Source organism: Bradyrhizobium sp. 62B (assembly GCF_030272265.2).
Taxonomy (GTDB): domain Bacteria; phylum Pseudomonadota; class Alphaproteobacteria; order Rhizobiales; family Xanthobacteraceae; genus Bradyrhizobium.
On sequence record NZ_CP092841.2, the window covers coordinates 1,579,160 to 1,604,752 of the forward strand.

24 protein-coding genes are annotated in these 25,593 nt (G+C 64.7%); 16 read left to right on the forward strand and 8 right to left on the reverse strand.

Features of this window, described 5'->3' with window-relative positions; translation table 11 throughout:
• Positions 1–75: 75 nt before the first annotated feature.
• The gene (locus tag ML401_RS07580; RefSeq protein WP_285811139.1) at positions 76–996 is read right to left on the reverse strand and encodes a LysR family transcriptional regulator; all 921 of its coding nucleotides are present in this window, start codon (positions 994–996) and stop codon (positions 76–78) included.
• Between the two features lie 99 nt (positions 997–1,095).
• On the opposite strand from ML401_RS07580, the gene pcaH reads away from it, so the two are divergent.
• Together pcaH and pcaG are read left to right on the forward strand one after the other, a co-directional pair.
• Entirely contained in the window at positions 1,096–1,884 is a 789-nt protein-coding gene (pcaH, locus tag ML401_RS07585; RefSeq protein WP_194406393.1) for a protocatechuate 3,4-dioxygenase subunit beta, read from the forward strand.
• Between the two features lie 3 nt (positions 1,885–1,887).
• A complete protein-coding gene (gene pcaG / locus ML401_RS07590) occupies positions 1,888–2,514 on the forward strand; it encodes a protocatechuate 3,4-dioxygenase subunit alpha (protein WP_285811141.1) in 627 nt (208 codons plus the stop codon).
• A 5-nt stretch (positions 2,515–2,519) separates the two neighbouring features.
• Here pcaG and ML401_RS07595 read toward each other — a convergent pair whose 3' ends face one another.
• Positions 2,520–3,419, reverse strand: a complete 900-nt coding sequence (locus ML401_RS07595) for a helix-turn-helix domain-containing protein (protein ID WP_212068859.1) — start codon at positions 3,417–3,419, stop codon at positions 2,520–2,522.
• 50 nt (positions 3,420–3,469) lie between these two features.
• Here ML401_RS07595 and pobA point away from each other — a divergent pair, with 50 nt between their 5' ends.
• Complete coding sequence (pobA, locus tag ML401_RS07600; protein ID WP_285811144.1) at positions 3,470–4,642, forward strand: 4-hydroxybenzoate 3-monooxygenase; 1,173 nt, start codon at positions 3,470–3,472, stop codon at positions 4,640–4,642.
• A 32-nt stretch (positions 4,643–4,674) separates the two neighbouring features.
• Here the strand turns inward: pobA and ML401_RS07605 are convergent, their stop codons facing one another.
• The 3 genes from ML401_RS07605 to ML401_RS07615 form a co-directional block, all read right to left on the reverse strand.
• Complete coding sequence (locus ML401_RS07605; protein WP_285811145.1) at positions 4,675–6,825, reverse strand: adenylate/guanylate cyclase domain-containing protein; 2,151 nt, start codon at positions 6,823–6,825, stop codon at positions 4,675–4,677.
• A gap of 18 nt (positions 6,826–6,843) precedes the next feature.
• A complete protein-coding gene (locus ML401_RS07610) occupies positions 6,844–7,512 on the reverse strand; it encodes a hypothetical protein (RefSeq protein ID WP_211419615.1) in 669 nt (222 codons plus the stop codon).
• Positions 7,513–7,694: 182 nt separating this feature from the next.
• Positions 7,695–8,819, reverse strand: a complete 1,125-nt coding sequence (locus ML401_RS07615) for an HD domain-containing phosphohydrolase (protein ID WP_285811148.1) — start codon at positions 8,817–8,819, stop codon at positions 7,695–7,697.
• Between the two features lie 252 nt (positions 8,820–9,071).
• Here ML401_RS07615 and ML401_RS07620 point away from each other — a divergent pair, with 252 nt between their 5' ends.
• The 13 genes from ML401_RS07620 to ML401_RS07680 all read left to right on the forward strand — a co-directional run bounded on the left by ML401_RS07620 (position 9,072) and on the right by ML401_RS07680 (position 21,843).
• The gene (locus ML401_RS07620) at positions 9,072–9,395 is read left to right on the forward strand and encodes a lipid asymmetry maintenance protein MlaB (RefSeq protein ID WP_285812639.1); all 324 of its coding nucleotides are present in this window, start codon (positions 9,072–9,074) and stop codon (positions 9,393–9,395) included.
• Complete coding sequence (locus ML401_RS07625; protein ID WP_018317043.1) at positions 9,395–9,760, forward strand: response regulator; 366 nt, start codon at positions 9,395–9,397, stop codon at positions 9,758–9,760. Before ML401_RS07620 ends, ML401_RS07625 begins: the two co-directional genes overlap by 1 nt.
• Positions 9,757–11,850: a chemotaxis protein CheA gene (locus ML401_RS07630; RefSeq protein ID WP_285811152.1), complete on the forward strand. Its 2,094-nt coding sequence runs from the start codon at positions 9,757–9,759 to the stop codon at positions 11,848–11,850. The genes ML401_RS07625 and ML401_RS07630 overlap by 4 nt, the downstream gene beginning before the upstream one ends.
• Positions 11,850–12,311, forward strand: coding sequence for a chemotaxis protein CheW (locus tag ML401_RS07635; RefSeq protein ID WP_194406402.1), 462 nt, complete (start codon positions 11,850–11,852; stop codon positions 12,309–12,311). The genes ML401_RS07630 and ML401_RS07635 overlap by 1 nt, the downstream gene beginning before the upstream one ends.
• 38 nt (positions 12,312–12,349) lie before the next feature.
• Positions 12,350–14,047, forward strand: a complete 1,698-nt coding sequence (locus tag ML401_RS07640) for a methyl-accepting chemotaxis protein (protein WP_285811154.1) — start codon at positions 12,350–12,352, stop codon at positions 14,045–14,047.
• 66 nt (positions 14,048–14,113) lie between these two features.
• The gene (locus tag ML401_RS07645) at positions 14,114–14,596 is read left to right on the forward strand and encodes a chemotaxis protein CheW (protein WP_285811156.1); all 483 of its coding nucleotides are present in this window, start codon (positions 14,114–14,116) and stop codon (positions 14,594–14,596) included.
• A 60-nt stretch (positions 14,597–14,656) separates the two neighbouring features.
• Positions 14,657–16,462 (forward strand): methyl-accepting chemotaxis protein, encoded by a 1,806-nt coding sequence (locus ML401_RS07650; RefSeq protein ID WP_285811158.1) that lies wholly within the window; start codon positions 14,657–14,659, stop codon positions 16,460–16,462.
• Positions 16,463–16,598: 136 nt separating this feature from the next.
• Positions 16,599–17,453: a protein-glutamate O-methyltransferase CheR gene (locus ML401_RS07655; protein WP_285811159.1), complete on the forward strand. Its 855-nt coding sequence runs from the start codon at positions 16,599–16,601 to the stop codon at positions 17,451–17,453.
• 15 nt (positions 17,454–17,468) lie between these two features.
• On the forward strand, positions 17,469–18,560 hold the full coding sequence (locus tag ML401_RS07660; protein ID WP_194406408.1) for a chemotaxis response regulator protein-glutamate methylesterase: 1,092 nt from the start codon (positions 17,469–17,471) through the stop codon (positions 18,558–18,560).
• A gap of 5 nt (positions 18,561–18,565) precedes the next feature.
• Positions 18,566–20,290 (forward strand): chemotaxis protein, encoded by a 1,725-nt coding sequence (locus ML401_RS07665; protein WP_376717367.1) that lies wholly within the window; start codon positions 18,566–18,568, stop codon positions 20,288–20,290.
• Between the two features lie 150 nt (positions 20,291–20,440).
• Positions 20,441–20,887 carry a hypothetical protein gene (locus tag ML401_RS07670; protein WP_285811163.1) on the forward strand — a complete coding sequence of 149 codons (447 nt, stop codon included), beginning with the start codon at positions 20,441–20,443 and terminating at the stop codon, positions 20,885–20,887.
• Between the two features lie 107 nt (positions 20,888–20,994).
• Positions 20,995–21,276: a hypothetical protein gene (locus ML401_RS07675; RefSeq protein WP_194406411.1), complete on the forward strand. Its 282-nt coding sequence runs from the start codon at positions 20,995–20,997 to the stop codon at positions 21,274–21,276.
• Between the two features lie 120 nt (positions 21,277–21,396).
• A complete protein-coding gene (locus tag ML401_RS07680) occupies positions 21,397–21,843 on the forward strand; it encodes a CHRD domain-containing protein (RefSeq protein WP_212068869.1) in 447 nt (148 codons plus the stop codon).
• 46 nt (positions 21,844–21,889) lie between these two features.
• Here the strand turns inward: ML401_RS07680 and ML401_RS07685 are convergent, their stop codons facing one another.
• From ML401_RS07685 to ML401_RS07695, 3 genes are all read right to left on the reverse strand, one after another.
• Positions 21,890–22,255 (reverse strand): VanZ family protein, encoded by a 366-nt coding sequence (locus ML401_RS07685; protein ID WP_285811165.1) that lies wholly within the window; start codon positions 22,253–22,255, stop codon positions 21,890–21,892.
• Between the two features lie 78 nt (positions 22,256–22,333).
• A complete protein-coding gene (locus ML401_RS07690; RefSeq protein WP_376717345.1) occupies positions 22,334–23,920 on the reverse strand; it encodes an EAL domain-containing protein in 1,587 nt (528 codons plus the stop codon).
• An 844-nt stretch (positions 23,921–24,764) separates the two neighbouring features.
• Positions 24,765–24,938 carry a hypothetical protein gene (locus ML401_RS07695; RefSeq protein WP_194406416.1) on the reverse strand — a complete coding sequence of 58 codons (174 nt, stop codon included), beginning with the start codon at positions 24,936–24,938 and terminating at the stop codon, positions 24,765–24,767.
• Positions 24,939–25,593: the final 655 nt, after the last annotated feature.

Here is a 25,593-nt window from a genome sequence, read left to right on the forward strand (position 1 = left end):
GGAATTCTAGCGTGGCGGCCCGCGCGCAACCAGTGGATTTGGCGAGGGCTGGTCTTCCGAAAGACGGTACCGCTATCAGGCCCTGGCGGCTGTTGCTGCGACCGTCTCGAGCTGGCTCCTGACCCAGCGATGGGCCGGATCTTTCTGATAGCGCTGGTGCCACACCATGAACATCGGCAGCTCGGCCAGCGTGCGCGTGCGGGACGCCAGCGGAATGCGTGTTTGCGCGAAATCGCGCATGATCCCGGACGCCAGCAGGCTCGGCATGCTCGCCAGCATCTGCGAGCCGCGCAGGAAGGACGGCACGCCGGAAAAGCTCGGCACCGAGATCGCGATGTCGCGGTGAAGACCGCCAGCCGCCAGCCGGCGGTCGAAGTCGAGCCGCTCATTGTCGGTATAGACGACGGTAATGTGGCGCGCCGCGAGATAGGCATCGCGGCTGGTGGGCGCGGCGCGCGACTTGGGATCGTAGTAGCAGACGTAATGATCGCTCAAGAGGCGCTTCTGCACGATGTCGACGCCGGATGGCGGCAGCGGGGTGATCAGGAGATCACAGCGGTTCTCGCGCAGCATCGCGGGCGAGGGCGATTGCGAGGGGATCACGCGCAGGTTCAGGCTCTTCACCTGTGCGGCGACATGGTCGAAGAACCGTGGCAGCAGCAGGTCGCGCTGGAAGTCATTGGCGGCGATCGTCAGCGAAAGCTGGGCGCGTGGCGGCTCAAACGTGACGCCGCCGGCAAAGCTCCGCATCTCGTCGATCAGCGCGCGTGCCTTTGCGGCTAGGGCCTGCGCATGCGCGGTGGCGACGATGCCGCGGCCGGATTTCGCGAACAGCGGATCGCCTGCGATCCGCCGCAGCTTGTTCAGGGCGTGGCTGACCGCCGATTGCGTCAGGCCGAGCCGCGTTGCCGCCGCGGTGACCGATCCCTCCTCCAGCACGGCGAGGAACAGTTCGAGCGCGTGGCCGTCGAGCGCCAAATGATCGATTTCTTTCATGCAATATATTATAATCGATCTATTTATCCGGGGAATAGACCGGACCATGATCTCCCGATAAGCCGCGCGTCCGGATTGGGCGCCTAAGGGAGAGACACGATGAATGCCCAGGCGCCAGCCTTGCGGGATCCCCGCCTCAACCGTCCCGAGCCCCTGACGCCGCCGCTCGGCGACGGCGGCTTCTTCCAGCGCGACCGTTCCATCCATCCGCCCGCGCACGCGCCGGGCTACAAATCCTCGGTGCTGCGCTCGCCGCGCCAGGCGCTGCTGTCGCTGGAGAACTCGGTCTCGGAGATCACCGGGCCGGTGTTCGGCCACAACGATCTCGGTCCGCTCGACAACGATTTGATCCGCAACTACGCCAAGGACGGCGATCCCGTCGGAGAGCGCATCGTCGTGCACGGCCGCGTGGTCGACGAGACCGGCCGCGGCGTGCCCAACACGCTGGTCGAGTTCTGGCAGGCCAATGCCGGCGGCCGCTACCGGCACAAGAAGGACACCTATCTGGCGCCGATCGATCCGAATTTCGGCGGCTGCGGCCGCGCGCTGACCGACGACACCGGCTATTACTATTTCCGCACCGTGAAGCCGGGGCCCTATCCCTGGCGCAACTACGTCAACAGCTGGCGCCCCGCCCACATCCATTTTTCCGTGTTCGGTTCGGGTTTTGCGCAACGGCTGATCACCCAGATGTATTTCGAGGGCGATCCCCTGATCCCGATCTGTCCGATCCTGACGACGATCCCGGACAAGGATGCGCTCGATCGCCTCGTGGCGCCGCTCGACCTCAACGCCTCGACGCCGTTCGACTCGCTCGCCTACCGCTTCGACATCGTGCTGCGCGGCCAGCGCTCCACCTATTTTGAAAATCGCACCGCGGGGAACTGAGCCATGCCGCAGCCGCTCAACTATCTCAAGGAAACCGCCTCGCAGACCGCGGGTCCCTATGTCCATATCGGACTGATCCCGGCGATGGCCGGCTTCGACATTTTCGAGAAGAACTTCTCGAATGTGCTGACAACGCCGAGCACCGAAGGTGAGCGCATCACGCTGGAAGGCAGGGTGCTCGATGGCACCGGCACGCCGCTGCGCGACGTGCTGCTCGAGATCTGGCAGGCCAATGCGAGCGGACGCTACAATCATCCGGGCGATCGTTCGGCCGGCGCGCTGAGTGAGGAGTTTCGCGGCTGGGGCCGCGCCGGCTCCGATTTCGAGAGCGGCCTCGTGACGTTCGAGACCATCAAGCCGGGCGCGATCACCGACAGAGCGGGACGCAAATGCGCGCCGCATGTCAATGTCTGGATCGTCGCGCGCGGCATCAATATCGGTCTCAACACGCGGCTCTATTTCTCGGATGAAGAGGCCGCCAACGCCGTCGACCCCGTACTCAATTTGATCGAACAGCCGTCCCGGCGCCAGACCCTGATCGCAAAACGGACCGAGCGCGGCGGCAAGATCGTGTATTCCTTCACGATCAATCTGCAAGGGCCGGAGGAGACGGTGTTCTTCGATGTGTGAGGCCGCTAGGTCTCTTCGCCATGGAGTTGCGCGCGGAAGGCGCGCGGCGACACGCCCGTAGCGGCAGTGTAGACCCGGCTGAAATAGGCGGGGTCTTCGAAGCCGAGCGTGTAGGCGATCGTCGAGACCGGCAGATTGGTATAGACGAGGTTGCGCCGCGCCTCGCGGATCAGCCGGTTGAGGATCAGGTGCGAGGCGGTGTCGCCGGTCGCTGCCCGCGTGATGCGATTGAGATGCGTCGGTGTCACCGCCAGCGCCTCGGCGTAGTCCGCCACGCTCCAGCGCTCCAGATGATGCTGCTCCAGCAGCGCCTCGAAGCGGCGGAACAGACTTGATTCGACCGTGCCATTGCCGCCGCTCTCGCTGGTGAGCGCGCGCGCCACCAGCCCGATCATGGCGGACGACAGCGCGCGCAGCACATGGGCGCGGCCGAAATCGCGCGCGGCGTGTTCGGCGAAGATCTGCTTCATGGTGGTGCGGATCTGCGGTGTGCCGCGGACCACGGCCGAGCGCGACAGCGCGGCGCGCAGGCCCTCGGCGGCGAGCAGCGCCTCGTCCAGAATTTCCGCGGCGATGGTCAGCACCCATCCTTGCGTATCGGGCACGAAGCGGAAGCCGTGGACGTGGCCGACCGGCACGTTGACGATCTGCATCGGCTTCAACGGCACCACGCGTCCATCCAGCGTTGCCTCGCCGCCGCCGCGCTCGATCAGCAGCACCTGGTGCAGCCGGGCATGCCGATGCACGGCCAGGGTCCAATCGTGCAGCACCGAGCGGGACGCGATGGTCTCGCAATGCACGACGTCGGGCAAATCGCCGGACTCGCCGAACAGGTTGTAGATCCGGATCGCGGGGGCTGCGGCTCTCATGTTCGAATAGTACAAGACAATGGCGAAACCCTCCATCGGTCCGCGGCACTAAATCTGCAAAAAAGTGCCGACGGGAGGACGCAAAAATGAAGGTTCAGGTCTGTATCATCGGCGGCGGGCCGTCGGGGCTGCTATTGTCCCAGCTCCTGCACCTCAAGGGCATCGACACGATCGTGCTGGAGAAATACAGCCGCGACCACGTGCTCGCCCGGATCCGCGCGGGCGTGCTCGAGCATGGCTTCGCCAAGTTGATGCGCGAGGCGCAGTGCGGCGAGCGGATGGACCGCGAGGGCGAGATTCATACCGGTTTCGAGATCGCCCATGACGGCGTGCTGTCCAAGATCGACCTGCACAAGCATTCCGGCGGCAATTCGGTGCTGGTCTACGGCCAGACCGAGCTGACGCGCGACCTCTACGAGGCGCGGGACCGCCTCGGCGGCAAGGTCCTGCACAATGCGGAAGACGTGACGCCGCATGATCTGACGTCGGACCGGCCCTACGTGACCTACCAGTCGAACGGCGCGACGATCCGCATCGATTGCGACTACATCGTCGGCGCCGATGGCTTTCACGGCGTCAGCCGCAAGTCGATCCCGAAGGACGTTCTGCGCGAATATGAGAAGGTCTATCCGTTCGGCTGGCTGGGCGTGCTGTCGCGCACCAAGCCGGTGTCGCCCGAGCTGATCTATGCGAAGCACGAGCGCGGCTTTGCGCTGTGTTCGCTGCGCTCCCAGGTGCTCAGCCGCTACTACATCCAGGTGCCCTTGACCGACAAGGTCGAGGACTGGAGCGACGATGCATTCTGGACCGAGCTGAAGCGCCGCCTGCCGGGCGACGTCGCCGGCAATCTGGTCACGGGGCCGTCGATCGAGAAGAGCATCGCGCCGCTGCGCAGCTTCGTCGCCGAGCCGATGAGCTATGGCCGGCTGTTCCTCGCCGGCGATGCCGCCCACATCGTGCCGCCGACAGGCGCACGCGGACTGAACAGCGCCGCATCCGACATCTACTATCTCTATCACGCTCTGCTCGCGCATTATAAGAGCGGCGATGATGCCGGCCTCAAAGGCTATTCGGCCAAGGCGCTGGCGCGGATCTGGAAGGCGCAACGCTTCTCCTGGTGGATGACGATGCTCCTGCACCGCTTTCCCGACCGGCTCGACTACGAGGATCGGCTGCAGCAGACCGAGCTGGACTATCTGCTCTCCTCCGAGACGGCGCAGCGCCTGCTCGCGGAGAACTATGTGGGACTGCCGTTCTAGGGTGATGGCGTCGGCGCGCTTGGCTGGCTACGTCACTTCCCTTCCAGCGTATTGACCGGTGTCCAATCTGTTGGCGGCGGACTCGCAGCGAATGCCTGCGCGCGCTTGGCAAACAGCGCCGACGCCGGATCGGTCTCCGCCATCTGCCCGAATGCGTCAGCCGCTTTCGCAAAATCCCGCGCGCGCCAGCAGGCGAGCCCGTCGGCATAGGCGGCGCCCAGCTTCGTCTGATCTGTGCTTTCTTCGCCCCTGGCCGCCAACGGCTCGAACACCTTGATCGCCTCGCCGCGGCCGAGCACCCTGATCGCGTCGAGCTCGCGCCAGGCGAATGTATCGCCGGTCTGCACCATCGTCGTTTCGGAGGCCATGATCGCGGTGCCGTAATATTTGTTGGCGCCCTCGAGCCGCGAGGCGACGTTCACGGTGTCGCTCATCACGGTATAATTGAAGCGGCGGCGCGAGCCGATATTGCCGACGACGGCCTCGCCGCTGTTCAGCCCGATGCGATGCGACAGGCCGTGGCCGGCGAAGGCAGGGTGGCCGGCATTGAGCTCCGCCAGCGTCTCGTGGCACCTCAGCGCAGCACGAACCGCGTTCGTGGCGTGGGCGGGATCGTCGGCCGGCGCGCCGAACATGGCGACGATGGAATCGCCGATATATTTGTCGACATAGCCGCCGTGGCTTTGGATGACGTCGGTCATGGCCGACAGATATTCGTTCATCAGCGTCACCAGTTCGACCGGCGTCATCGCCTCGGCGATGGACGAGAAGCCGCTGAGGTCGGAGAAGAACATGGTGACGTTGCGCATCTCGCCGCCGAGCGCCGGCATCTTGCCGGATGCGACCATGGTCTCGATGACTTCGGGCGCGAGATAATAGGCAAAGCTCCTGCGCAGGAAGCGCTCGTCGCGATCGGCCAGCACGAAGCGATAGCCGATCATCGAGGCGAGGGCTGCAAGGCTCGCGAGCGCAGGCTCGGCGAGCGGCAGCGCCGTCGCATGAACGAAGACGCCAACGGCCATTGCGGTGTAAACGGCGGTGAGGACGAGCCAGACGGCCAGCGCACCGGTCGGCACCAAAATCGAGGCTGCGCAGGCAATGAGTGCGGCGAACACGATCGTGAGAACGGTCCGCATCGGAAAGCCGAGCTCGGTGACGGCGTCGTGCTCCATCACGTTCCGGACCGCGGTCGCGTGGACGAACACGCCTGCGACGTCGCTGCGGGCTTTCTGCGGCGCGCTTGCCGGCGCGGGCAGGGCGCATCGTGCGGCCGGCGTTCCATCATAGCCGCCGGACAGGCGCATCGAGGTGAGCTTGCGGTCCTCGAAATTCAGCACCGTCCCAAGCAGCACGACCTTGCCGTCGAACGCGCGGCGGAAGAAATCGCGGTCGCCCTTTTCAACGCAGGCGCGCAGGTCCGCGAAGGAGAAGGTCGGGATGTCGCGTCCCAGCCCCCGGAAATTGAGCGCCATCGTATTCGGCACTGCGCTCGGGATCGCGTAGCCGGACAATTCAGTCGCTCCGGAAGGCGCAATCCCGGGCTTTGCACCGGTGGCGCGCGCGGCGAGCTCGACCGCCATCGCGGGGACCGGCCGCCCTTCGATGGCAAAGCTCAGCGGCATGCGCCGGATGACGTCGTCGTGGTCGGTGTGGACATTGAGCGCCCGGACGGTGTTGCGCACGGCCACTTGCTGGGCGCGGTAGGGCACTTCCGGATGGTCGTTGCTGAGGATTTCGCCGAGCACCAATTTGCCGCCGTCGGAGATTTGCCGCAGCGCGATCAGATAGTCCCGATCGAAACCTTTCATGCGGCCGCCGAGGGCGGTGTCGCCAAAGGGAATCTCCGACTGCTCGATCGAGTTCTTGAAGATGACGTCGAAGCCGATCACCTTGGCGCCGCCTTCGGTGATGCTGTTGAGCACCCGGCCGATCTCGCGGGTCCAGGTCTGCGTCGGCGATCCCTGGAAGGGCGGTGTCTCGTAGGTCTCATTGTCGATCGCGACGACGACGACGGGCGATGTCGCGGGATCGCGGCGGTCGCCGATGATCCTGCCGCGCAGCGCCGTGAGGATGTCGAGCGAGAGGCCTTGCAGGACCTGAAGCGGCGGGGACGTGAAGATCGCGCCCGCAACGAGCGCAATCAGAACCGCTGCAACGATGTCCCGTCCCCCGATCCGCCGCATCGCCCCGTCGCTAGGCCGCTATTCGAGCCGCAGCAGGCGGCCGATGATCGGGGTCGGCGATGCCGTGGCGCTGGCGTCGACTTGGAAGGTGTAGCGCTTGGAGCCGAGGCTTGCGAGATAGCTGCCGCCCGGGGTCAGTGATTTTCCGGCCTTGGCGAAATCATAGAACTTGCCACGGGTCATGACGTCGCTCTTGAGCGGCACGCTGATCGTGGGCTCCTTGCCGTCGGTGCGCTCGATCACCAGCGTGCTGCCGCTCTTGGCCTGAACGATCGGCGCGACGCCGTAGATCGTCGGCAGTTTGGACGGAGCGGCCTTGGCATCGGACCGCATGGTCCGGAACGTGGTTGCGGCACTTTGATTCGCTTCGCGTTCGGAGAGCTGGGCCGCCTTGGTGTCGCAGGGCACCTTGGCGCGTTGCACGTCGCCGAGCTGCACGGTGCTTTGCTCGGCGCCGACCAGTACGACGCCTTCGCTGATCGTCTCGCGCAGGCAGGATTTGAGATAGCTGAGCGTAATGCTGGCCTTGGGTCCGAGCTTGATGATCTTGCCCGCCGCGACATAGTCCATGAATTCGACACCGTCGACCTTGCCTTGCACATCCTCGACGATCGCGGCAGGGGTCTCCGCCAGGGCGGGGGCCGCAACACAGAATGCGCCGACAGCGGCGCCGATCAGGCTTTTCATGGGAATTCTCATCCAGTTCGACCGACGTATGACCGGTCCCCGTCCTGGTTCGATGCTTAGCAGCACGGCGTCCAGGCAAGTGTGACCAGAATCACTCTTTTTCGTTGGTGCCACTCTAGCAGGAACAGGTTCAACCCGGCGACCGGAGAAACCGGAGCCGCGGCAAGCCGTTGGTCGAACAGTCAGGCGGCCGGGACGGCCTCGGCCGGATCGCTCTCCGCTGCACTCTCTATATCGGCAACGGGCGCGGCGTCCGTCTTCTGAAACGGCGTCGCCTGCTGGCCCGCGGCGATCTCCACCACTTCGGTCCAGCGCGACAGGAACGCATCCACGCAGGCCGGGTCGAATTGCCGCCCCTGATTCTCGATCAGGTAATGGCGCGCCGTCTCGAGCGGCATCGGCTCCTTGTAGGGGCGTCGCGTCGTCAGGGCGTCGAACACGTCGGCGACCGCGACGACGCGTGCGGCAACCGGGATCTCGTCTGCCTTGAGGCCGTTCGGATAGCCCGCGCCGTCCCAGCGTTCATGATGACCTGAGGCAATTTGCGCACCGAGCTGGATCAGCTCGCAGCCGGAATCCGCCAGGATCCGTTCGCCGATCGTGGCATGCGTCCGGATCACCGCCATCTCCGCGTCGGTGAGCTTGCCGGGCTTGAGCAGGATATTGTCGGGAATGGCGACCTTGCCGACGTCGTGCAGCGGCGCGGCGAGATAGATGTCGCGGCAGAGCCGGGCCGGCAGGCCGAGTTGCTCGGCGATGATGCGGCTGTAGCGGGCGACGCGGAGCGTGTGCTCGCCGGTGTCGTTGTCGCGATATTCGACCGCGAGGGCGAGCCGCAGGATGATCTCCTCCTCGCGCTCGCCGAGCTTTCGCGTCGCTGCTGCGACTTCACTCGCCAGATGCGCGGCACGATCGCTGAGCTTGCGTACGGCTGCACCAAGCTGAACCAAATTCCGCAGGCGCACGGTCATCTCGACGCTTTGAGGCGCCTTGGGCAGGAAATCGGTTGCACCGGCCTGCAGCGCTTCCATCTTGACGTCGTCGGTCTGTCGCGAGGTGATCATCGCGATCGGGATGTCGGCACAGCCGGGCAGGGACCGGAAGACGCGGATGAAGCTGATGCCGTCCATATGCGGCATCTCGTAGTCGACCAGCACGAGGTCGAAAACGCGCTCACGCGCGCAGGTCAGCGCTTCCACGGGATCGAGGAAGGTCGTGGCTTCGACCAGACCTTCGGCCTCGATGTGACGTTTCAGGAAGTTGAGGACGGAGCGGCTGTCGTCGATCAAGAGCGCTTGGGTCAACATGGCGATCGACCTCTCGGGACGGGTGTTCACGAGCCGACCAATACCGCAGGGAATTTAACGCTCACCAAACGTGTCGCTGCGGCGCGCTGCAGGTCATGTCCTGCAGGGCTCTGCGGGCTTATGCACGCCAATGTGCAAACGCGTATTTCGCAGGTGCATAACCCGTAGTTGTACGGTCGTCCGCATTAGGAGTTTGCTCATTTGATCTGGCTCAACTTTGGCTTCGCTGATTTCATCAAGGGGCGGGGATCGATGCAGCTCAATTCGACGGAGCCGAAGTGGTCGTTGAGGTTGCCCGCCGATTGCAGCATCGCGGCCATTCGCGGTGTCTACGATCTCATTCGCGAGGCGTTCGGCCGCCAGCAGCGTCTCGAGATCGATTGCTCCAGCGTCGACAAGGCCGACGTGACGTCGATCCAGCTTCTGCTGTCGACCGCCAAGACGGGCGAGGCCCAAGGCCGCCCGGTGGTCCTCACCTCCTTCTCCCAGTCTCTGCGTAACACCCTTCGCCGCGCCGGCTTCGCCAGCGAGGCGATGATCGATCAGCATTTCCCGCAAAAGAAAGATGGCACCTAATGGCCACGATTCTCACGGTCGACGATTCCCCAAGCATCCGGCAAATGATCAAGGTCGTGCTCGAGCCGGCCGGTCATAGCGTGATCGAGGCCGGCGACGGTGCGCAAGGGCTCGCCAAGGCGCAGGCCGGCAAGCTCGATCTCGTGATCACCGACCTCAACATGCCCGTCATGAACGGGCTGGAGCTGATCCGGGCGCTGCGCAAGCTGCCGAGCGCGGTCGGCATGCCCATCGTGTTCCTGACGACCGAATCCAACGACACGGTGAAGCAGGAAGCCAAGAGCGCCGGCGCCACCGGCTGGATCACCAAGCCCTTCAAGCCCGAGCAATTGCTGGCCGTGGTCGGCAAGCTGGTGCGCGCATGAGCGCGATGGACCCGACCGAGATCTTCCGTCAGGAAGCCGCCGAGCTCTTCGAAGTTCTTGAAGGAGCCCTGCTCGATCTCGGCCTGCGTCCCGATGACCGCGAGCTGGTCGATTCCGCATTCCGCGCCCTGCATACGATCAAGGGCTCGGGCGCCATGTTCGGCTTCGACAAGGTCGCCTCCTTCACCCACGAATTCGAGACCGCGTTCGACCGTGTCCGCAAGGGCGAGATCAAGCCGACGCAGGAGCTGATCTCGGTTGCGCTTGCCGCCAAGGACTATATCCGCGCGCTGATCGAGGATCCCCAGTCGACCGACGACATCATCGGTGAGGCCATCCTCGACGACCTCAAGCGCTTCGTCACGGCCGACCAGCCCGCCGCTGCGGTCGTCGCGATCGCCGAGGCGTCGCCGCTGGCCCCAGCCGAGTGCAAGCAGGCCGGCTGGCACCTGTACCTGGAATTCGAATCACACATCCTGCGCAACGGCTCGAACCCGCTCGACCTGCTGGAAGATCTCTGCAAGCTCGGTCCCTGTTTCGTCGTGCCCGTCACCGATGGCATTCCACTGCTCGACGAGATGGAGCCGGAAGACTGCTATCTCAAGTGGGACGTCAAGCTGCACGCGGCCTGCGACAAGGACGCGATCGACGACGTCTTCATGTTCGTCCAGGACGAGATGAAGCTGACGCTCTCGCCGCTCGCGCAGGCCGAGGCGCCTGCGCCTGCGCCGCTGTTCCAGCTGCTGGACGAAGAGCCCGTCGTCTCCGAGATGGCTGCGCCGGTGGTCGAGCCCGCGCCCGTCGTCGAACAGCCCGCCGCAAAGACGGAATCCGAAGCCGCGCCCGAATCGAAGCCCGAGATCAAGCGTGAGGCGGCGCCCGCGCGCCGCGAGGACGCCAAGCAGGATCGCGGCATTGCCACCGTTCGCGTCCAGGCCGAGCGCCTCGACGAGTTGATGGACCGTGTGGGCGAGCTCGTCATCGCGCAGGCGCGCCTGAGCCAGCTCGCTTCGTCCGGCTCCGACCTCTCGATCAAGATGATCGCCGAGGAAATCGAACGTCTCGCCTCGTCCTTGCGCGATACCACGATGGGCGCGCGCATGGTGCCGATCGGCTCGCTGTTCGGCCGCTTCCGCCGCCTGGTGCACGACCTGTCGCGCGATCTGTCGAAGCCGGTCGAGTTCGTCACCACGGGCGAGGACACCGAGCTCGACAAGACCATGATCGAGTGTCTCGCCGATCCCCTGGTCCACCTGATCCGCAACGCCATCGATCACGGCATCGAGGATACGGCCACGCGCTCCGCCAACGGCAAGACCGAGCAGGGCCGCATCGAACTCGCCGCCGTTCACTCCGGCGCGCAGGTGCTCGTCACCGTGAAGGACAATGGCGGCGGCCTCAATACCGCGCGCATCCGTGCGAAAGCGGAAGAGCAGGGGCTGATCGCCGCTGGCGCCGTGCTCACCGATCACGAGATTCATCAATTCCTGTTCCACCCCGGCTTCTCGACCGCGCAAACCATCTCGGCCTTGTCCGGCCGCGGCGTCGGCATGGACGTGGTCAAGCGCACCATCGAGAACATGCGCGGTTCGATCGACCTCTCGACGAGGCCCGGCCAGGGCACCACGGTGACGCTGCGCCTGCCGCTGACGCTCGCGATCATCGAGGGCCTCCTGATCCGCGTCGGCGAGGGCCGCTACATCATTCCGCTGTCCGCGGTCGAGGAATGCATCGAGCTGACCGCCGAGGACGAACGCTCGCGCGGCCGCAATTTCCTCAACGTGCGCGGCAATCTCGTGCCCTTCCTCCGGCTGCGCGAGATCATGACCGCATCCGGTGCGCCCGACCAGCACCAGAAGACCATCATCATCTCGACCGGCGAGACCCATGTCGGTCTCGTCGTCGACCAGATCATCGGCAACCACCAGACCGTGATCAAGTCGCTCTCCAAGCTGCACTCGGACGTCACGATCTTCTCCGGCGCGACGATCCTGGGTGACGGCACGGCGGCGCTGATCCTCGACGTCGCCCAGCTCGTCGCGTTGGCGCAGTCGAAGGTCGAAAAGCAGCATATCAGCGAGGCGGCGTGATGAACGATGGTTTGACTGGCGAGCGTCAGACGGGCGCGATGCAGGTCGTGATGATCGGTCTCGGCGAGGAAAAGTTCGCTCTCGATGCCGGCCTCGTCCGCGAGATCATCGACCCCGTTCCCGTGACCAAGGTCGCCGGCGCGCGGGCCTTCGTTCCCAGCGTGATCAACGTGCGCGGCAACGTCATTCCGCTCGCCGACCTGCGCATCCGCTTCGGCATGCCGCAGCTCGACGACTCCGCCGACACGCGCATCGTCGTCATCGAGCTCGAGCTGGACGGTGAGCCGGTTCTGGTCGGGGTCACCGCCGACAAGGTCTACGAGGTCACCGAAATCTCGCAGACCGACGTGCAGCAGACGCCGCGCGTCGGCATGCACTGGAAGCCGGAGTTCATTCGCTTCATTGCGAAGTGGCGTGAAGAGTTTGTCATCGTTCCGAACATGGAACGCATTCTGAATTGAAATAGGGTCTCGGGCGAGACTGGGGTTAGGGGCTGGAAATGAGATTTACGGTCAAGGCAAAGCTTGCCATTGCGTTCGGTGTGGTTCTGTTGCTCTCGATGGCGGCCGGCGGCCTCGCTTATGTGAAGCTCACCGAGATGATCGACACAGCCGACAGCCTGGTGTCGCGCGCCGGGCGCTTGGATCGCGCCGCCGAGATCGAAAAGGGCATTCTGCTCCAGGTGCGCGCCGAGAAGAACATCATCATCGCCCCCGAGAGCGAGGCAGAGCGTTTCGTCGCCGACATCGCCAAGCAGCGCGCTGCGCTTCTCAAGCTCAAGGAAGAAATCCACGCCGCAGCCTCGGCCGAAGGCAAGAAGCTAATCGAGCATTTCGGCGCCACCTACACGCACATGAACGCGGTCCAGGACGAGGTCCTCAAGCTCGCGCGGACGGACAAGGCAAAAGCCGGTGAGCGCTCCATGACCGACGTTCGCAAGGCTGTCGGCGAGGCGATGGAAGCCGCCAATGCTTACGTCGCCAACGTCAAGAAAAACATGAACGACCAAGCCGCCCAGGCCCACCAGGACGGCAACCGCGCTCAGTTCATGCTGATCGCGGCCGTCGTGGCCTCGCTCGCGATTGGTCTGGCCGCAGCTGTCTGGATTTCCGTCAGCATCGCCCGCGGTCTTGGCCGCGCCGTCAGTCTTGCCGGCGCCGTGGCGAGCGGCGACCTGACCCAGACGATCAACGTCTCGAGCAATGACGAGATGGGCGATCTCGTCAAATCCCTGAACACGATGGTGGAGAAGCTTCGTCAAGTCGTCGAAGAGGCACTCACCGCGGCGGGCAACGTGTCAGCCGGCAGCCAGGAGCTCTCGGCCAGCGCCGAACAGTTGTCGCAGGGCGCGACCGAGCAGGCTTCGTCCGCCGAAGAAGCCTCCTCCTCGATGGAGGAGATGGCCTCGAACGTGAAGCAGAATGCCGACAACGCCAACCAGACCGAGAAAATCGCCGCGCGGTCGGCCCAGGACGCCGAAGCCAGCGGTGTCGCCGTTGGCCGTGCCGTTCAGGCCATGCAGACCATCGCCGAGAAGATCACGATCGTGCAGGAGATCGCGCGTCAGACCGACCTGCTCGCTCTCAACGCGGCGGTCGAGGCCGCCCGGGCCGGCGAGCATGGCAAGGGCTTTGCCGTCGTCGCGTCCGAGGTCCGCAAGCTTGCCGAGCGCAGCCAGGCGGCGGCCGCTGACATCGGCACGCTGTCGACGGAAACGGTGAAGGTGGCGCAGGAAGCCGGCGACATGCTGTCCAAGCTAGTGCCGGATATCAAGAAGACCGCCGAACTGGTCCAGGAGATCACCGCGGCCTGCCGCGAGCAGGACGTGGGCTCGGCGCAGATCAACCAGGCGATCCAGCAGCTCGATAAGGTCGGTCAGCAGAACGCCAGCGCCTCCGAGCAGGTCTCTTCAACCTCCGAAGAGCTTGCCTCCCAGGCCGAGCAACTGCAGTCGACGATCTCGTTCTTCCGGACCGAGCAGAACGGCCGGGACGAGCGTGTCGCCCCTGCGCCGATCGATCGTGCCGTCACCCAACTTCGTGCCAAGGCTGCGCACATGGCGGCAGCGGACCGCGGTGCGAAGAAGTCGGCGCCCGTCCGCAAGCCGGCGCGTGCGATGAAGGTCGCTGCTAACGGCGGCTTCGCCTTCGACATGCACAGTGGCGAGGACGATCGCGACGCCGAGTTCCAACGCTGATCAGCCGGCCCCGGCCCCGGTCGGACCGCCTTTGTTTTACAAACCTTCGGAACCCCGGACTGCATCATGGCCGCAACCTCGCAATATCTGACCCTTGGGCTCGCCGGCGAGACCTTCGGCATCAGCATCCGTAACGTCCGCGAGATCCTGGACATGCGGCCGATCTCGCGGCTTCCTCACGCGCCGGACTTTCTGCTCGGCATGATCGATGTCCGCGGCAGCGGCTATCCGATCGTCGATTTGCGCACCAAGCTCGGCCTCCCGACGGTGGCCGCTACCGAGGCAACCCGCATCATCATCCTTGACGTGCCGATGAAGGACCGCCTGGTCGGCGTCGGCTTCGTCGCCGACTGCGTGTTCGAGGTCACCGACATCGACGAGCAGGCGATCGAGCCGGTGCCCGAAGTCGGCGGCAAATGGCAATCGGACTATGCCGCGGGTATCGGCCGCAAGGGCGAGAAGTTCGTCGTGATCTTCGATCTCGCCAAGCTGATGGCACATGAGGAGTTGCCGGAAGGTCGCGGCGTCGACGCGTCCCGCGCGGCTTGAATTGAGAAGCGTAAAGCGTTTGCCGAGTAGCAATCCCCGTTTGAACCGATGAGATCGACCATGAGATTTACAGTCAAAGCCAAGCTTGCAAGTGCCTTCGGCGTCGTCATTCTGCTGTCCATGATCGCGGGCGGCGTCGCTTACATCAAGCTGAGCGATCTAATCAGCGCGAGCGAGGCGCTGGCTGCCTCGGCTGGTCGGATCGAAAGGGCGGCTGAACTGCAAAAGGAGATCCTGATGCAGATACGCGCCGAGAAAAATGCGATCTTGGCCCCGACCGAGGCGGAAACGGATCGCATTGCCGGAGACATCGTCAATCTGCGCAGCGCCTTCGTCAAGAAGCGCGACGAGCTGTACGGGCTCGCGTCCGATGCAGGCAAGAAGATGATCGAGAAGCTCTCGGCGGCCTATCTCAGAATGGCGGCGGCCCAGGACGAGTCGGTTCGACTCGCGAAGGTGGATCGTGCCAGGGCCGCGGCACATTCGGCCACCGAGGTCCGGCGAGCGGGCGGAGAGGCTATCGCAGTGGGCGATGAGTACATCGCGCTCGTCAAGAAGCAAGTGTCCGATCGGACCGATCAGGCAAGGGATGACGGAGCCCGCGCCCAGACCATTCTGCTCACGATCATCATTGCCTCGCTTCTGATTGCAGTCGCAGCCGCAACGTGGATCGCGATCGGCATCAGCCGGGCCCTATCTCGCGCTGTCGGACTGGCCGATGCCGTGGCGGTCGGGGATCTCAGCAAGAAGATCGATACCTCCAGCAATGATGAGATCGGAGATCTGATCAAGTCGCTCAATACGATGACGGTGAACCTGAATCAGACCGCGGCCCTCGCCAACGAAATCGCGCAAGGCAACCTCACGGTCGAAGCCAAGCCGTTGTCGGACAAGGATACGCTCGGCCTTGCGCTCGAGCGTATGGTCATCAAGCTCCGTCAGATCGTGTCGGAAGCGTTGACGGCCGCCCAGAACGTCTCGGCCGGCAGCCAGGAACTCTCCGCCAGCGCCGAGCAGCTCTCGCAGGGCGCGACCGAGCAGGCCTCGTCCGCCGAGGAAGCCTCTTCCTCAATGGAGGAGATGGCCTCGAACGTGAAGCAGAACGCCGACAACGCCAACCAGACCGAGAAGATCGCGGCGCAGTCCGCCAAGGATGCGGAGGCCAGCGGCGCCGCGGTCGGCCGCGCCGTCGACGCGATGCAGACCATCGCCGAGAAGATCACAATCGTGCAGGAAATCGCGCGCCAGACCGATCTGCTGGCGCTTAACGCGGCAGTCGAGGCTGCGCGCGCAGGCGAGCACGGCAAGGGCTTTGCTGTCGTCGCCTCGGAAGTGCGCAAGCTCGCCGAACGCAGCCAGGCCGCCGCGGCGGAGATCGGGTCGCTGTCTTCCGAGACGGTTAAGGTCGCGCAAGAGGCCGGCGCGATGCTCTCCAAGCTCGTTCCCGACATCAAAAAGACCGCCGAGCTCGTCGAGGAGATCACCGCGGCCTGTCGCGAGCAGGACGTCGGGTCGGCCCAGATCAACCAGGCGATCCAGCAGCTCGACAAGGTGGGCCAGCAGAACGCCAGCGCGTCCGAGCAGGTGTCATCGACGTCGGAGGAACTCGCCTCGCAGGCCGAGCAGTTGCAGTCCACGATCGCCTATTTCCGCATCGAGCAGGGCGCAAAGAGCCAGGCGCCTGCGCCGATCGACCGGGCGGTGAGCCAGCTGCGCGCCAAGGCGGCGACCATGGCGGCCGCTGAGCGTCCGAAGAAGGTCGTGCCGGCCAAGCCGGCGCGCGCCTTGAAGGTCGCCGGCGGCGGTGGCTTTGCTTTCGACATGAACGACGGCGAGGACGATCGGGACGCCGACTTCCAGCGCTGATGTGTCGCGGCGGATCGGCGCGCCGACGAGGTGCGCCGATCCGCTCCAGTTCTTCCAGTAGAAGCGTAGGATTGCAGATGGCCAGGATGGCCCGACTTTCAGTGCAAGCGACCGTTGGTGACTGGAGCCGGCATCCATGATGACCGCCGTGCAGGATACGGCCGTCCATCTGTCGGACCGGCACTTCCGGACCATCGCCGAGCTCATCGAGGGGCAGGTCGGCATCAAGCTGCCGCAGGGCAAGCGGCTGATGCTGGAGGGGCGGCTGCACAAGCGCGTGCGCGCGCTGAACTTCTCCGACCTCAACGAATATGTCGAGAACCTATTCGAGCCGAAGCATTTCGATGCCGAGCTTACCCATCTCATCGACGTGGTGACGACCAACAAGACCGACTTCTTCCGGGAGCCGCAGCACTTCACCTTCTTGCGCGATGTCGCGATCCCCGCTTTGTTCAAATCCCGTGGTCCCAAGAACGCGAACCTAAAGATCTGGAGCTCGGCAAGCTCCACCGGCATGGAAGCCTACACGATCGCGATGGTGCTGGACGACATGACGCGGAACGGCGCGCGCTTTCAGTACCGCGTCCTCGGCACTGACATCTCGACCGCCGTGCTGCGCCTCGCCAAGACTGCCATCTACACAAGGGACGTGCTCGCTCCGGTGCCGGAGCCCTTCGTGAAGCGATATTTCCTGTCGTCGCGGGACAAGTCGCGTGGCGAGGTAAGGGTGGTGCCGGAATTGCGTCGCATGACCCGGTTCATGAGGATGAATCTCATGGACGCCTCCTATCCCGTCGATCGCGACGTCGACATCATCTTCTGCCGCAACGTCCTGATCTATTTCGACAAGCCGACCCAGCGCAAGGTCGTCCAGCAACTCTGCAGCCATTTGCGGCCGGGCGGATATTTGCTGGTCGGGCACTCGGAATCGATGATTCACAGTTCGGTCCCGGATCTGAAGCAAGTTCAGCCGACGATTTTCCAGGTCTGATTGGAGCCACGCCAGATGCCGAAGGAGAAAGTTCGCGTCCTGATCGTGGACGATTCGGCGTCGGTGCGCCAAATCCTGCAGACGATCCTCAACGACGATCCTGATATCGAGGTGATGGCGACGGCCTCCGATCCGTTCGTGGCGGCGCGTCGTCTCCAGGACGAGATTCCCGACGTCATCATCCTCGACCTCGAGATGCCGCGCATGGACGGCATGACGTTCCTGCGCAAGATCATGGCGCAGCGTCCGATTCCGGTGATCATCTGCTCGTCGTTGACGGAGGAAGGCTCGAACGTGATGTTCGAGGCGTTCGAGGCCGGTGCGGTCGACATCGTGCCGAAACCGAAAATCGACACGCGGCAGGCGCTGCTCGAATGCTCGACGCGGCTGCGCGAGGCCGTGAAGTCGGCGGCACGCGCGCGGGTGCGCCCACGCGCGGAGCGTCGCGCCATCGAGAAGAAGCTGACCGCCGACGCTATCATCCCGCCTCCGGTGCAGGGCAGGGTCAGGCCGACGACGGAGCGCATCGTTTGCATCGGCGCCTCGACGGGCGGGACCGAAGCGCTCAACGACGTTCTGGAGATGCTGCCGGCGCACTCCCCGCCGATCGTCATCGTCCAGCACATGCCGGCAGGCTTCACCGCCGCGTTCGCCAAACGGCTCGACGGCCTCTGCCAGATCAGGGTCAAGGAGGCCGAGGATGGCGAGCCGGTGCTGCCGGGCTGCGCCTATATCGCGCCCGGCGCCCGGCACATGCTGCTCCAGCGCATCGGCCTGCGCTACCAGATCGCGATCAAGGACGGCCCGCCGGTGTCGCGGCATCGCCCCTCCGTCGACGTGTTGTTCCGCTCGGCGGCCCAGCACGCCGGCGCCAACGCGCTCGGCGTCATCATGACCGGCATGGGCGATGACGGCGCGCGCGGGATGCTGGAGATGCGCAAGCTCGGCGCCTCGACGCGGGCCCAGGACGAAGAGAGCTGCGTGGTGTTCGGCATGCCCAAGGAAGCCATCGCCCATGGCGGCGTCGAGAAGGTCGTCTCGCTGCATCAGATCCCGCGCGAGATCATGCTCTGGTATCAGGCCGGCCACGCCGCGGTGGCGGGTTGATGGCTATGTCCACCGTTCCGGCCAATATGCTCGCTGAGGCGACCGCTGCGATCGAGGACGTCTCCTCGCGCATCGAGGACGTCTTCGCGCGCGTCGGTCACGAACTCGGGCGCGGTCACCTCATCTTCCAGGAGCTGAACCAGGGCTTGGCGACGCTCTCGGGCGAGCTCTCCGGCGCGGAGATCGAAGGCGCCGCAACCGCGCTGCAGGAGATCGCCGCGCGGCTGAGCGAGCTGGAGCGGGCGTTGCCGGCGGAAAGCGCGCTGCTGCAGACGATCGGCAAGAGCACGGCGGAGGCGTCTTCGCTGCTCAAGCCGCTGTTCAAGCACATCCAGATGATCACCATCATCGCGCGCAGCGCGCGGATCGAGGCGGCCTCGCTCGACGGCGACCGCGAAGGCTTTCTCGCCTTCACGCAGGAAGCCTATGATCTCGGCAAGGCGGTGCAGCGCTCGATCGAGGGCTGCGCGCGCGACCAGCAGCGCCTGTCGGAAGCGGTCGCCACCGCCTCCGGTCGGCAGAAGGACTTCGAGAGCCGCTATCGGGCCCAACTGATGTCGGAGAGCGCCGAGCTCGGCGCGGCCTATTCCGGCCTGCGCGACCAGCGCAGCAAGAGCAGCCATCTGGCCGATCGCGCCAGCTCCAGCACCAGGAAGATCGCCGAGGCGGTCGGCAGCGCGATCATCTCGCTGCAGGCCGGCGACAGCACGCGTCAGCGCCTCGAACACGTGTCTCACGGTCTCGGCCTCGCGTCGGCCGCCGCGCCGAGCCTCGTCCCCGAACCCGTGACGAGCGATCACGGCATGCGCGCGATTTGCCAATTGCAGGCCGCGCAGCTGAGGGATGCCCAGCGCGAGTTCGGCGGCGACATTGGCCGGATCGTCGGCGCGCTGACCGCCATCCTGCGCGACGCGGGCAGCGTCGCCGGCCACGGCCGCACGCTGTTCGGCGGCGAGGAGGACGGCTCGTCGTTCCTGACGCGCATCAAGCAGACGCTGGCGCACGCCTCGAACCTGATCGCCACCTGCGAAAGCGCGGGCCGCTCGGTCGACGAGGCGCTCGCGATCGTCGAGGACACGCTGACAAAATTTCGCCAGGCCATCGCCGGGCTTGCCGAGGCGACGGTCGACATCACGCTGATCGGAATGAATGCCGGCCTCAAGGCGAGCCATCTCGGCAGCCGTGGCAGCGCCTTCGTCGTCATCGCCAACGAGCTCAAGGCGACCGCCGACCAGGTCTCGGCGGGCGCCGGGCGCCTGCGGCCGGTGCTCGACGGCATCGAGCGCTCGGCCAATGAGCTGAAGGAGCTGCGCGTGCAGGGTGACCCCACGCAGCTTGCCAAGCTCGAGCCGCAGATCCTTGTGGCGCTGCGCGAGGTCGAGGCCGGCAATGAACGGCTCGGCAAGCTGACGAGCCGGCTCGCGAACGAAGGGGCGGAATTCGAGCGGCTGATGAATTCGGCGCAAGGGCAGATGACCACGCTCGGCGAAAGCTCGGCGGCCTTGCCTGCGGTCGCCACGCGGCTCGAGACGGCGAGCGCGGGTGCGCAACGGCTCCAGGTGGAGCTGCAGGATCAGGCGATCCTCGACGATCTCTTCGCGCGCTACACGATGGAGCGCGAGCGTGACGTTCATCGCGAATTCCTGCACGCGCTCGGACTGGTATCGGCCGCCGCCTCGCGCCGGGTCGAGGCGGTCGAGACCGCGGACGACGGCATAGAATTGTTCTGACGGCACCGCCGGCGCCGCCTCGCGCGGCGGCGGCAATTTGATATGTTGGTTTTGCAGGGCGTTAACCGTGGCGGAATGCTCGCCGCATCGGTCATTGTCGCGCCGCACAGTTGGTTGCAAATACCGGTCAATTGTACGGTGGATGTTTCCATGATGAGAGACGGCAAATACGCGGCCTGGTTCAGGACCCCGCGCGCGCAGGGCACGGGCATCGTGCATCTGGCGGAAGGGCGGATCTCCGGCAGCGACAGCTTCTTCACCTATGGCGGCTCCTATCGGTTCGATGACGAGCAGCGCTTCACGGCGGTTCTGACCACGCGGCGCCACGCCGATGGGCCGCCGACCGTGTTCGGTCTGGACGAGGTCGAGGTCGAACTTGCGGGCGTGTGCAGCGGTGCGATGGCGACCTGTTCCGGAACGGCCAGGCAGGCGCCCGACGTGATGTTCGAGGTGACGCTGATCTACAGCCAGGACGACGTGCCGGCCGCGGAGGCTCGCGGCGCCGTCGTGAAGCTCAACGACAAATTGCCCAAGGGCCTCGACAGCCGTTCGCGGCCGCGCCAGTTCCCGGCACCTTCGAAGCCTTCCGCATCTTAGTCTTGCGTTGACGCTGTCGCGTGAAACGGGCTGTGCGTGCGGCGCGGCAACGCAGCATTCAGGTGCGCGAGGCTAGCATGAGGTCGCTGTAAAGGACGGACGAAAACATGCCTCAGATCTGGATGACCTACGACGAGCTGGCGACACTCAGCGGCTGCACGCCGGCAGAAGCCAGGATGCGCGCCCTGCATTTGTCGCTCGACCGCCGCAAGAGCCGCGACGGCGCAACGCGCGTCAAGCTCGACCTGGCGCTGACCGCCAAGTTCTTCGCATCGATCCGCGACGCGGATTTCGATCTCGACGGTGCCATCGCCGCGCTCCAGAGCACACACCGGCAGATGGCCGAGTTGCTGGCACCGACCGGGTTCCGCGAGCGCGGGGCCGCATAGCGCTTCGCGCTCGGAACTCCGATAGCTCATCGCGAATCAGGCATAGTCTCGTTTTCCGGAAGATATCGCCGGAGCCGGGGTTTCAACCGAGACGGGTCTTGGTGCCCGCAGGAGAATGCCATGAGGAAAGCCAAGTATCGGATCGGCGTGACTTCGTTGGGAATGGCGCTGCTCGGTGGGCTATTGATCGTCACAGCCGCGCCGTCACATGCGGAAGTCGTCAAGCTGCAGGCCGACCTCAAGGGCAGCAATGAAGTGCCTCCGAACAACTCCACGGGTTCAGGCAAGGCCGAGGCCGCATTCGATACCCAGACGAAAGTCCTGACCTACACGGTCACCTATGCCGATCTCTCTGGTCCGGCGATGGGAGCTCATTTCCATGGTCCGAGCGAAGCGGGCAAGAACGCCGGCATCGCTCTGCCGTTCAAGACGGTGCAAAGCCCGATCCAGGGCAGCGCCACGCTGACCGACGCTCAGGCAGCCGATCTGTTGGCCGGAAAATGGTACGCGAACATCCATACGGCCGCGAACCCGGGCGGCGAGCTGCGCGGGCAGATGATGAAGTAGGGTTGATGTCCCCGCGGCGCTGAACAAATTGTCAGCGCCGTGATCGTCAGGCTGGCGGCCGGGGCAGGAAGGCCAGGATCGTCTGGGCGAGGATGACGCCGACGGTCCCGCCCGCCGCCTTCTGCAGCACGTCGAGGAAGCCCGGATCACGATCGGGGGTCAGCGCTTGCAGGACTTCCAGCCCCATTGCGACGGCCATGACGAGCGAGCAGGCCAAAGCGAGCCGGCCGGGCAACAGGAAGGACAGCAGGAAGCCGAGCAGGCCATAGGCGCTGAAGCGCTCGATCACGACGATCCAGTAGGCTTCGCTATGCCCCATCAGCGCCGGCCGTCCCGCCAGTCTTGCCAGGGTGGCATAGACGATAAGGGCGAGGCAAATTCCCGCGGCTGCGATGAGGTGATTTCGGCGCATGGGCCCAGCATAGCCCCTCGGCTGCGGTCACGCTTTGAAAGACGAGAATATCGTTAAAGCATCCCCGGCGGGATCCGGTCAGGCGACCAGGACATCGCCAGCCGGCGCCGCGGATCCGGTATGGCGGCGTGACGCGACGAGCTCGTTGAATTTGGCGAAGGGAAGCGGAGCGGCGACGAGATAACCCTGTCCTTCTTCGACGCCGGATGCGATCAGCGCACGGCGCTGCTCCTCGGTCTCGATGCCTTCGGCGACGACCGTCATCCGGAAGTCCTTGGCGAGCGCGACCAGCATCTCGACGATCGTCGTGGTCGATGCATCCACGGTGATAGTGTCGACGAAGAACTTGTCGATCTTGATCGTGTTGGCGCCGAGCCCCTTCAGCCGCGACAGCCCGCTATGACCCACACCGACGTCGTCGATGGCGACGCGGAAGCCATGGTCACGCAGCTCGGCCACGACGGAAGCGGCGCGTGCGAGATCGTCGAGCTCGTCGCGTTCGGTCACTTCGACCACGATCTGGCGCGTGGAGATTCTCGCCGCCAGGACCGTGCGGCGCAGCGTTTCGATGAAGCCGGCACTCAGCAGGTGCTTGGGCACGACGTTCACGGACATCTTGAAAGTCTTGTCCGCCCTCAGCACGGCCTTCAGGTCGGAGAGCGCGGATCCCAGGATCTGCCAGGTCATCACCTGGATGCGCCCGCTGGATTCGGCCAGCGGAATGAAATTCATGGGCGGCACTACCGAGCCGTCTCGACGAACCCAGCGCGCTAGAACCTCGCAGCCCGTGATCCGGCCCGTCCTGAGATCGAAGATGGGCTGGTAATAGGGTCTGAATTCGCCGGCTGCGAGAGCGCGGTCGAGATCGGCGACCGGCCCTTCCATCCGGCGGCTGCGTGCCAGCAGGATGCCGAAGAGTGCACCAAGTCCAAGGGCCACCGCGAGTGCCGGCCAGTAAGCCTCGTTGTTCCAGCTCGAAAGCACCGCGTGCTCGAGCCGGATCGTGGCATGAAGCGGCAACCGCGTGGAATGCCGCTCGAAGCTGATCGGCCCTGGCAGGGGCCTGTCGGCATCGAGTCGGAATTCACCGAGCTTCTCGCCATTGCTCAAGGCGAGGATCACCTCGCTGTGTGCGCGCAGCTCGGCGGGCATGAGATCGAACAGGTTGGCGTTGATGCCGACGATGGCAACCAGTGCGGAGCTGCGATTGACGTCCCTGAGCACGCCCAAGGCGTCGCCGCCGAACTGCTCCACGCGAAACAGGGAAAGCCTCTTGTCCTGCGAGGGCAGCATGTCGCGACGATCCGCCCATCCCTTGTCGAACTCGAGCGTCTCGGAATAGGCCGAACAGATCACCGATCCGTCCGGATTGACGAGACGGACGTCCTTGATCGCCGAGCGCTGGTAGACGTGGAGCCGGATGGCTTGCAGCGCTGCCGGCGCGCAGCTGGCAAGATCGCGCTTGGCGAGTTCGTCGAGGCTCGCCGCGGCAAAATCGACAGCCAGTTCGGAGCGGCGCAGAACCACCTCGGTCAGCTCGTTCAGCTGGTGCGCCTGCTGGTGGCGAATGACGGCCTCTGCCGCAAAATGGCCCGCCAGCCCAAACGCCATCATGCTCGCAAGCACGAGCGCTACAAACGGAAGGTTCGGTCGCTGGTGTCTCATCCGGTACGGGCGGAATTCAGGAGAGGCGGGGGACTAGGCTAGCGAATTATCTTGAGAACTATCTTGAGCGCTATCTTGGGAATTGATCCTAGCCAGCGGGGGCTAAGATAGGGTTTAACGGGCCGACCGGCGCGGATGGGCGACCGAGTGGTTGCCTGACCGATGGTCACGCGGCCCGAGCATGAAAGTTGAGCAGTATGATCAGGACGTTAAGCCTCCTCCTCCTGTCGTTGGTCGTCGGAAGCTCCGTGGCCTTGGCGCAGGGGACCAAAGACCAGCCCGCGGGCAATCAGCCCACCACACGCAGCGGCACGGCGACGAATTCCGGTTCGGACAGCATGGGTGGTGCTTTCAAGGGGACAGGGACCCCCAACTATGGAACCAGCCCCGGGATGGGGTCCCAGAAGAAGATGCGCAACTAGCCTGAGGCGCCGGCTGATCGGCTGCAAAGCGGCCGATCGAGTCTCACCGTCCGGGCCGGTGGCTCAGGGGGATCGCCTCTGGATAAGTGGCGCTGGAACCGTGGATGTAGGGTCCGGGGTGGCGGGTGGCCCGCAACCGGAGCACCACGAAGGCGATGTTGATCGCCAGCCAGACCAGGACCGCGGAAATGGCAAAGTGGAGCACTGCCAGACCTCGCTGTGGGGCCGGAATCAACCTCTAAGCGTGGGTTTGGTTCCGTCCCGCCGAGGTAATGGCGCCGGAAAGTAATGTTGCATCTGCGAGGTGACCGTTGGCCTCTGGGGTGACCTGCCGGTCCTGTCGTTGAGGTCGTTCGTCGTCACCGCCACGCGGGAAATCGTTCTGCAAGGCTCAAGGCGAGCGGGAGCCGCATTGCCGAGGCCTACGTCTTCTTTCCCGTCTTCGACTTTAACGAAAGACCAAGCCGCAAGGCCATGCGCTTGATCGCATCCGGCGAACGGCCGAGAAGTTTCGCCGCCTCCTCCAGCGAGGCTGAAGACTTGGCCAGCTCCATGAGCCGGCGGTCTTCCTTGAACGACCAGGGCTTGCGCGCCATAACCGAAACCATCCTCTTCGACACAATGACAAAGCCGCCAAGCGACCCATGTTCGCTCGACGGCTTTGCTTGGGTGGGGCCAGGCTTGGGGGAGCCCGGTGCGAAGATGGATATGCGATCGGCGAGACTTCGCAACAAACAACGCGGATTAAGCTAACTGCTCAACCTTACTGCGATGAAGTCGGCCCAGGAGGCCCCGTATAACCACGGCATTTCGTGGTGAATCCGATCCACCGGTGGCGATCATCGGAGCCTACGAAGTCGCACCGACGACGGAGCCTTTCCGTCAGTCGCCGCGGGCTGTCTGGAGGCGTCGAAGAAGGTCGTCATCATGCGCGCCATGAACGAGGGTTCATGGTGTCGCCGTGTCGAGTTCTGGTAAAAAGAAGAAAGAGAGCCTCTTCTCCGCGCTTGGTGCCCTCCCGTGCCGACCAATCTTCAAGCACCACGTTGCACAAACTTCATGTTCGTCTGACAAAAGTTTCAGCGGTGCCGAGCTTGAAGTCGACACACCGAAAAGATGAAATGAGCGCGGGAGGAGCGTTCCGGCAAACGTGGGAACATTCCAGATGTTGGCTGTCTTGGTTTTGATTTCGATTTTCGCAGCGGGCTTTTGCTGCGGCTATGGTGTGCGGGCGTGGCGCTCGTGGAGGCG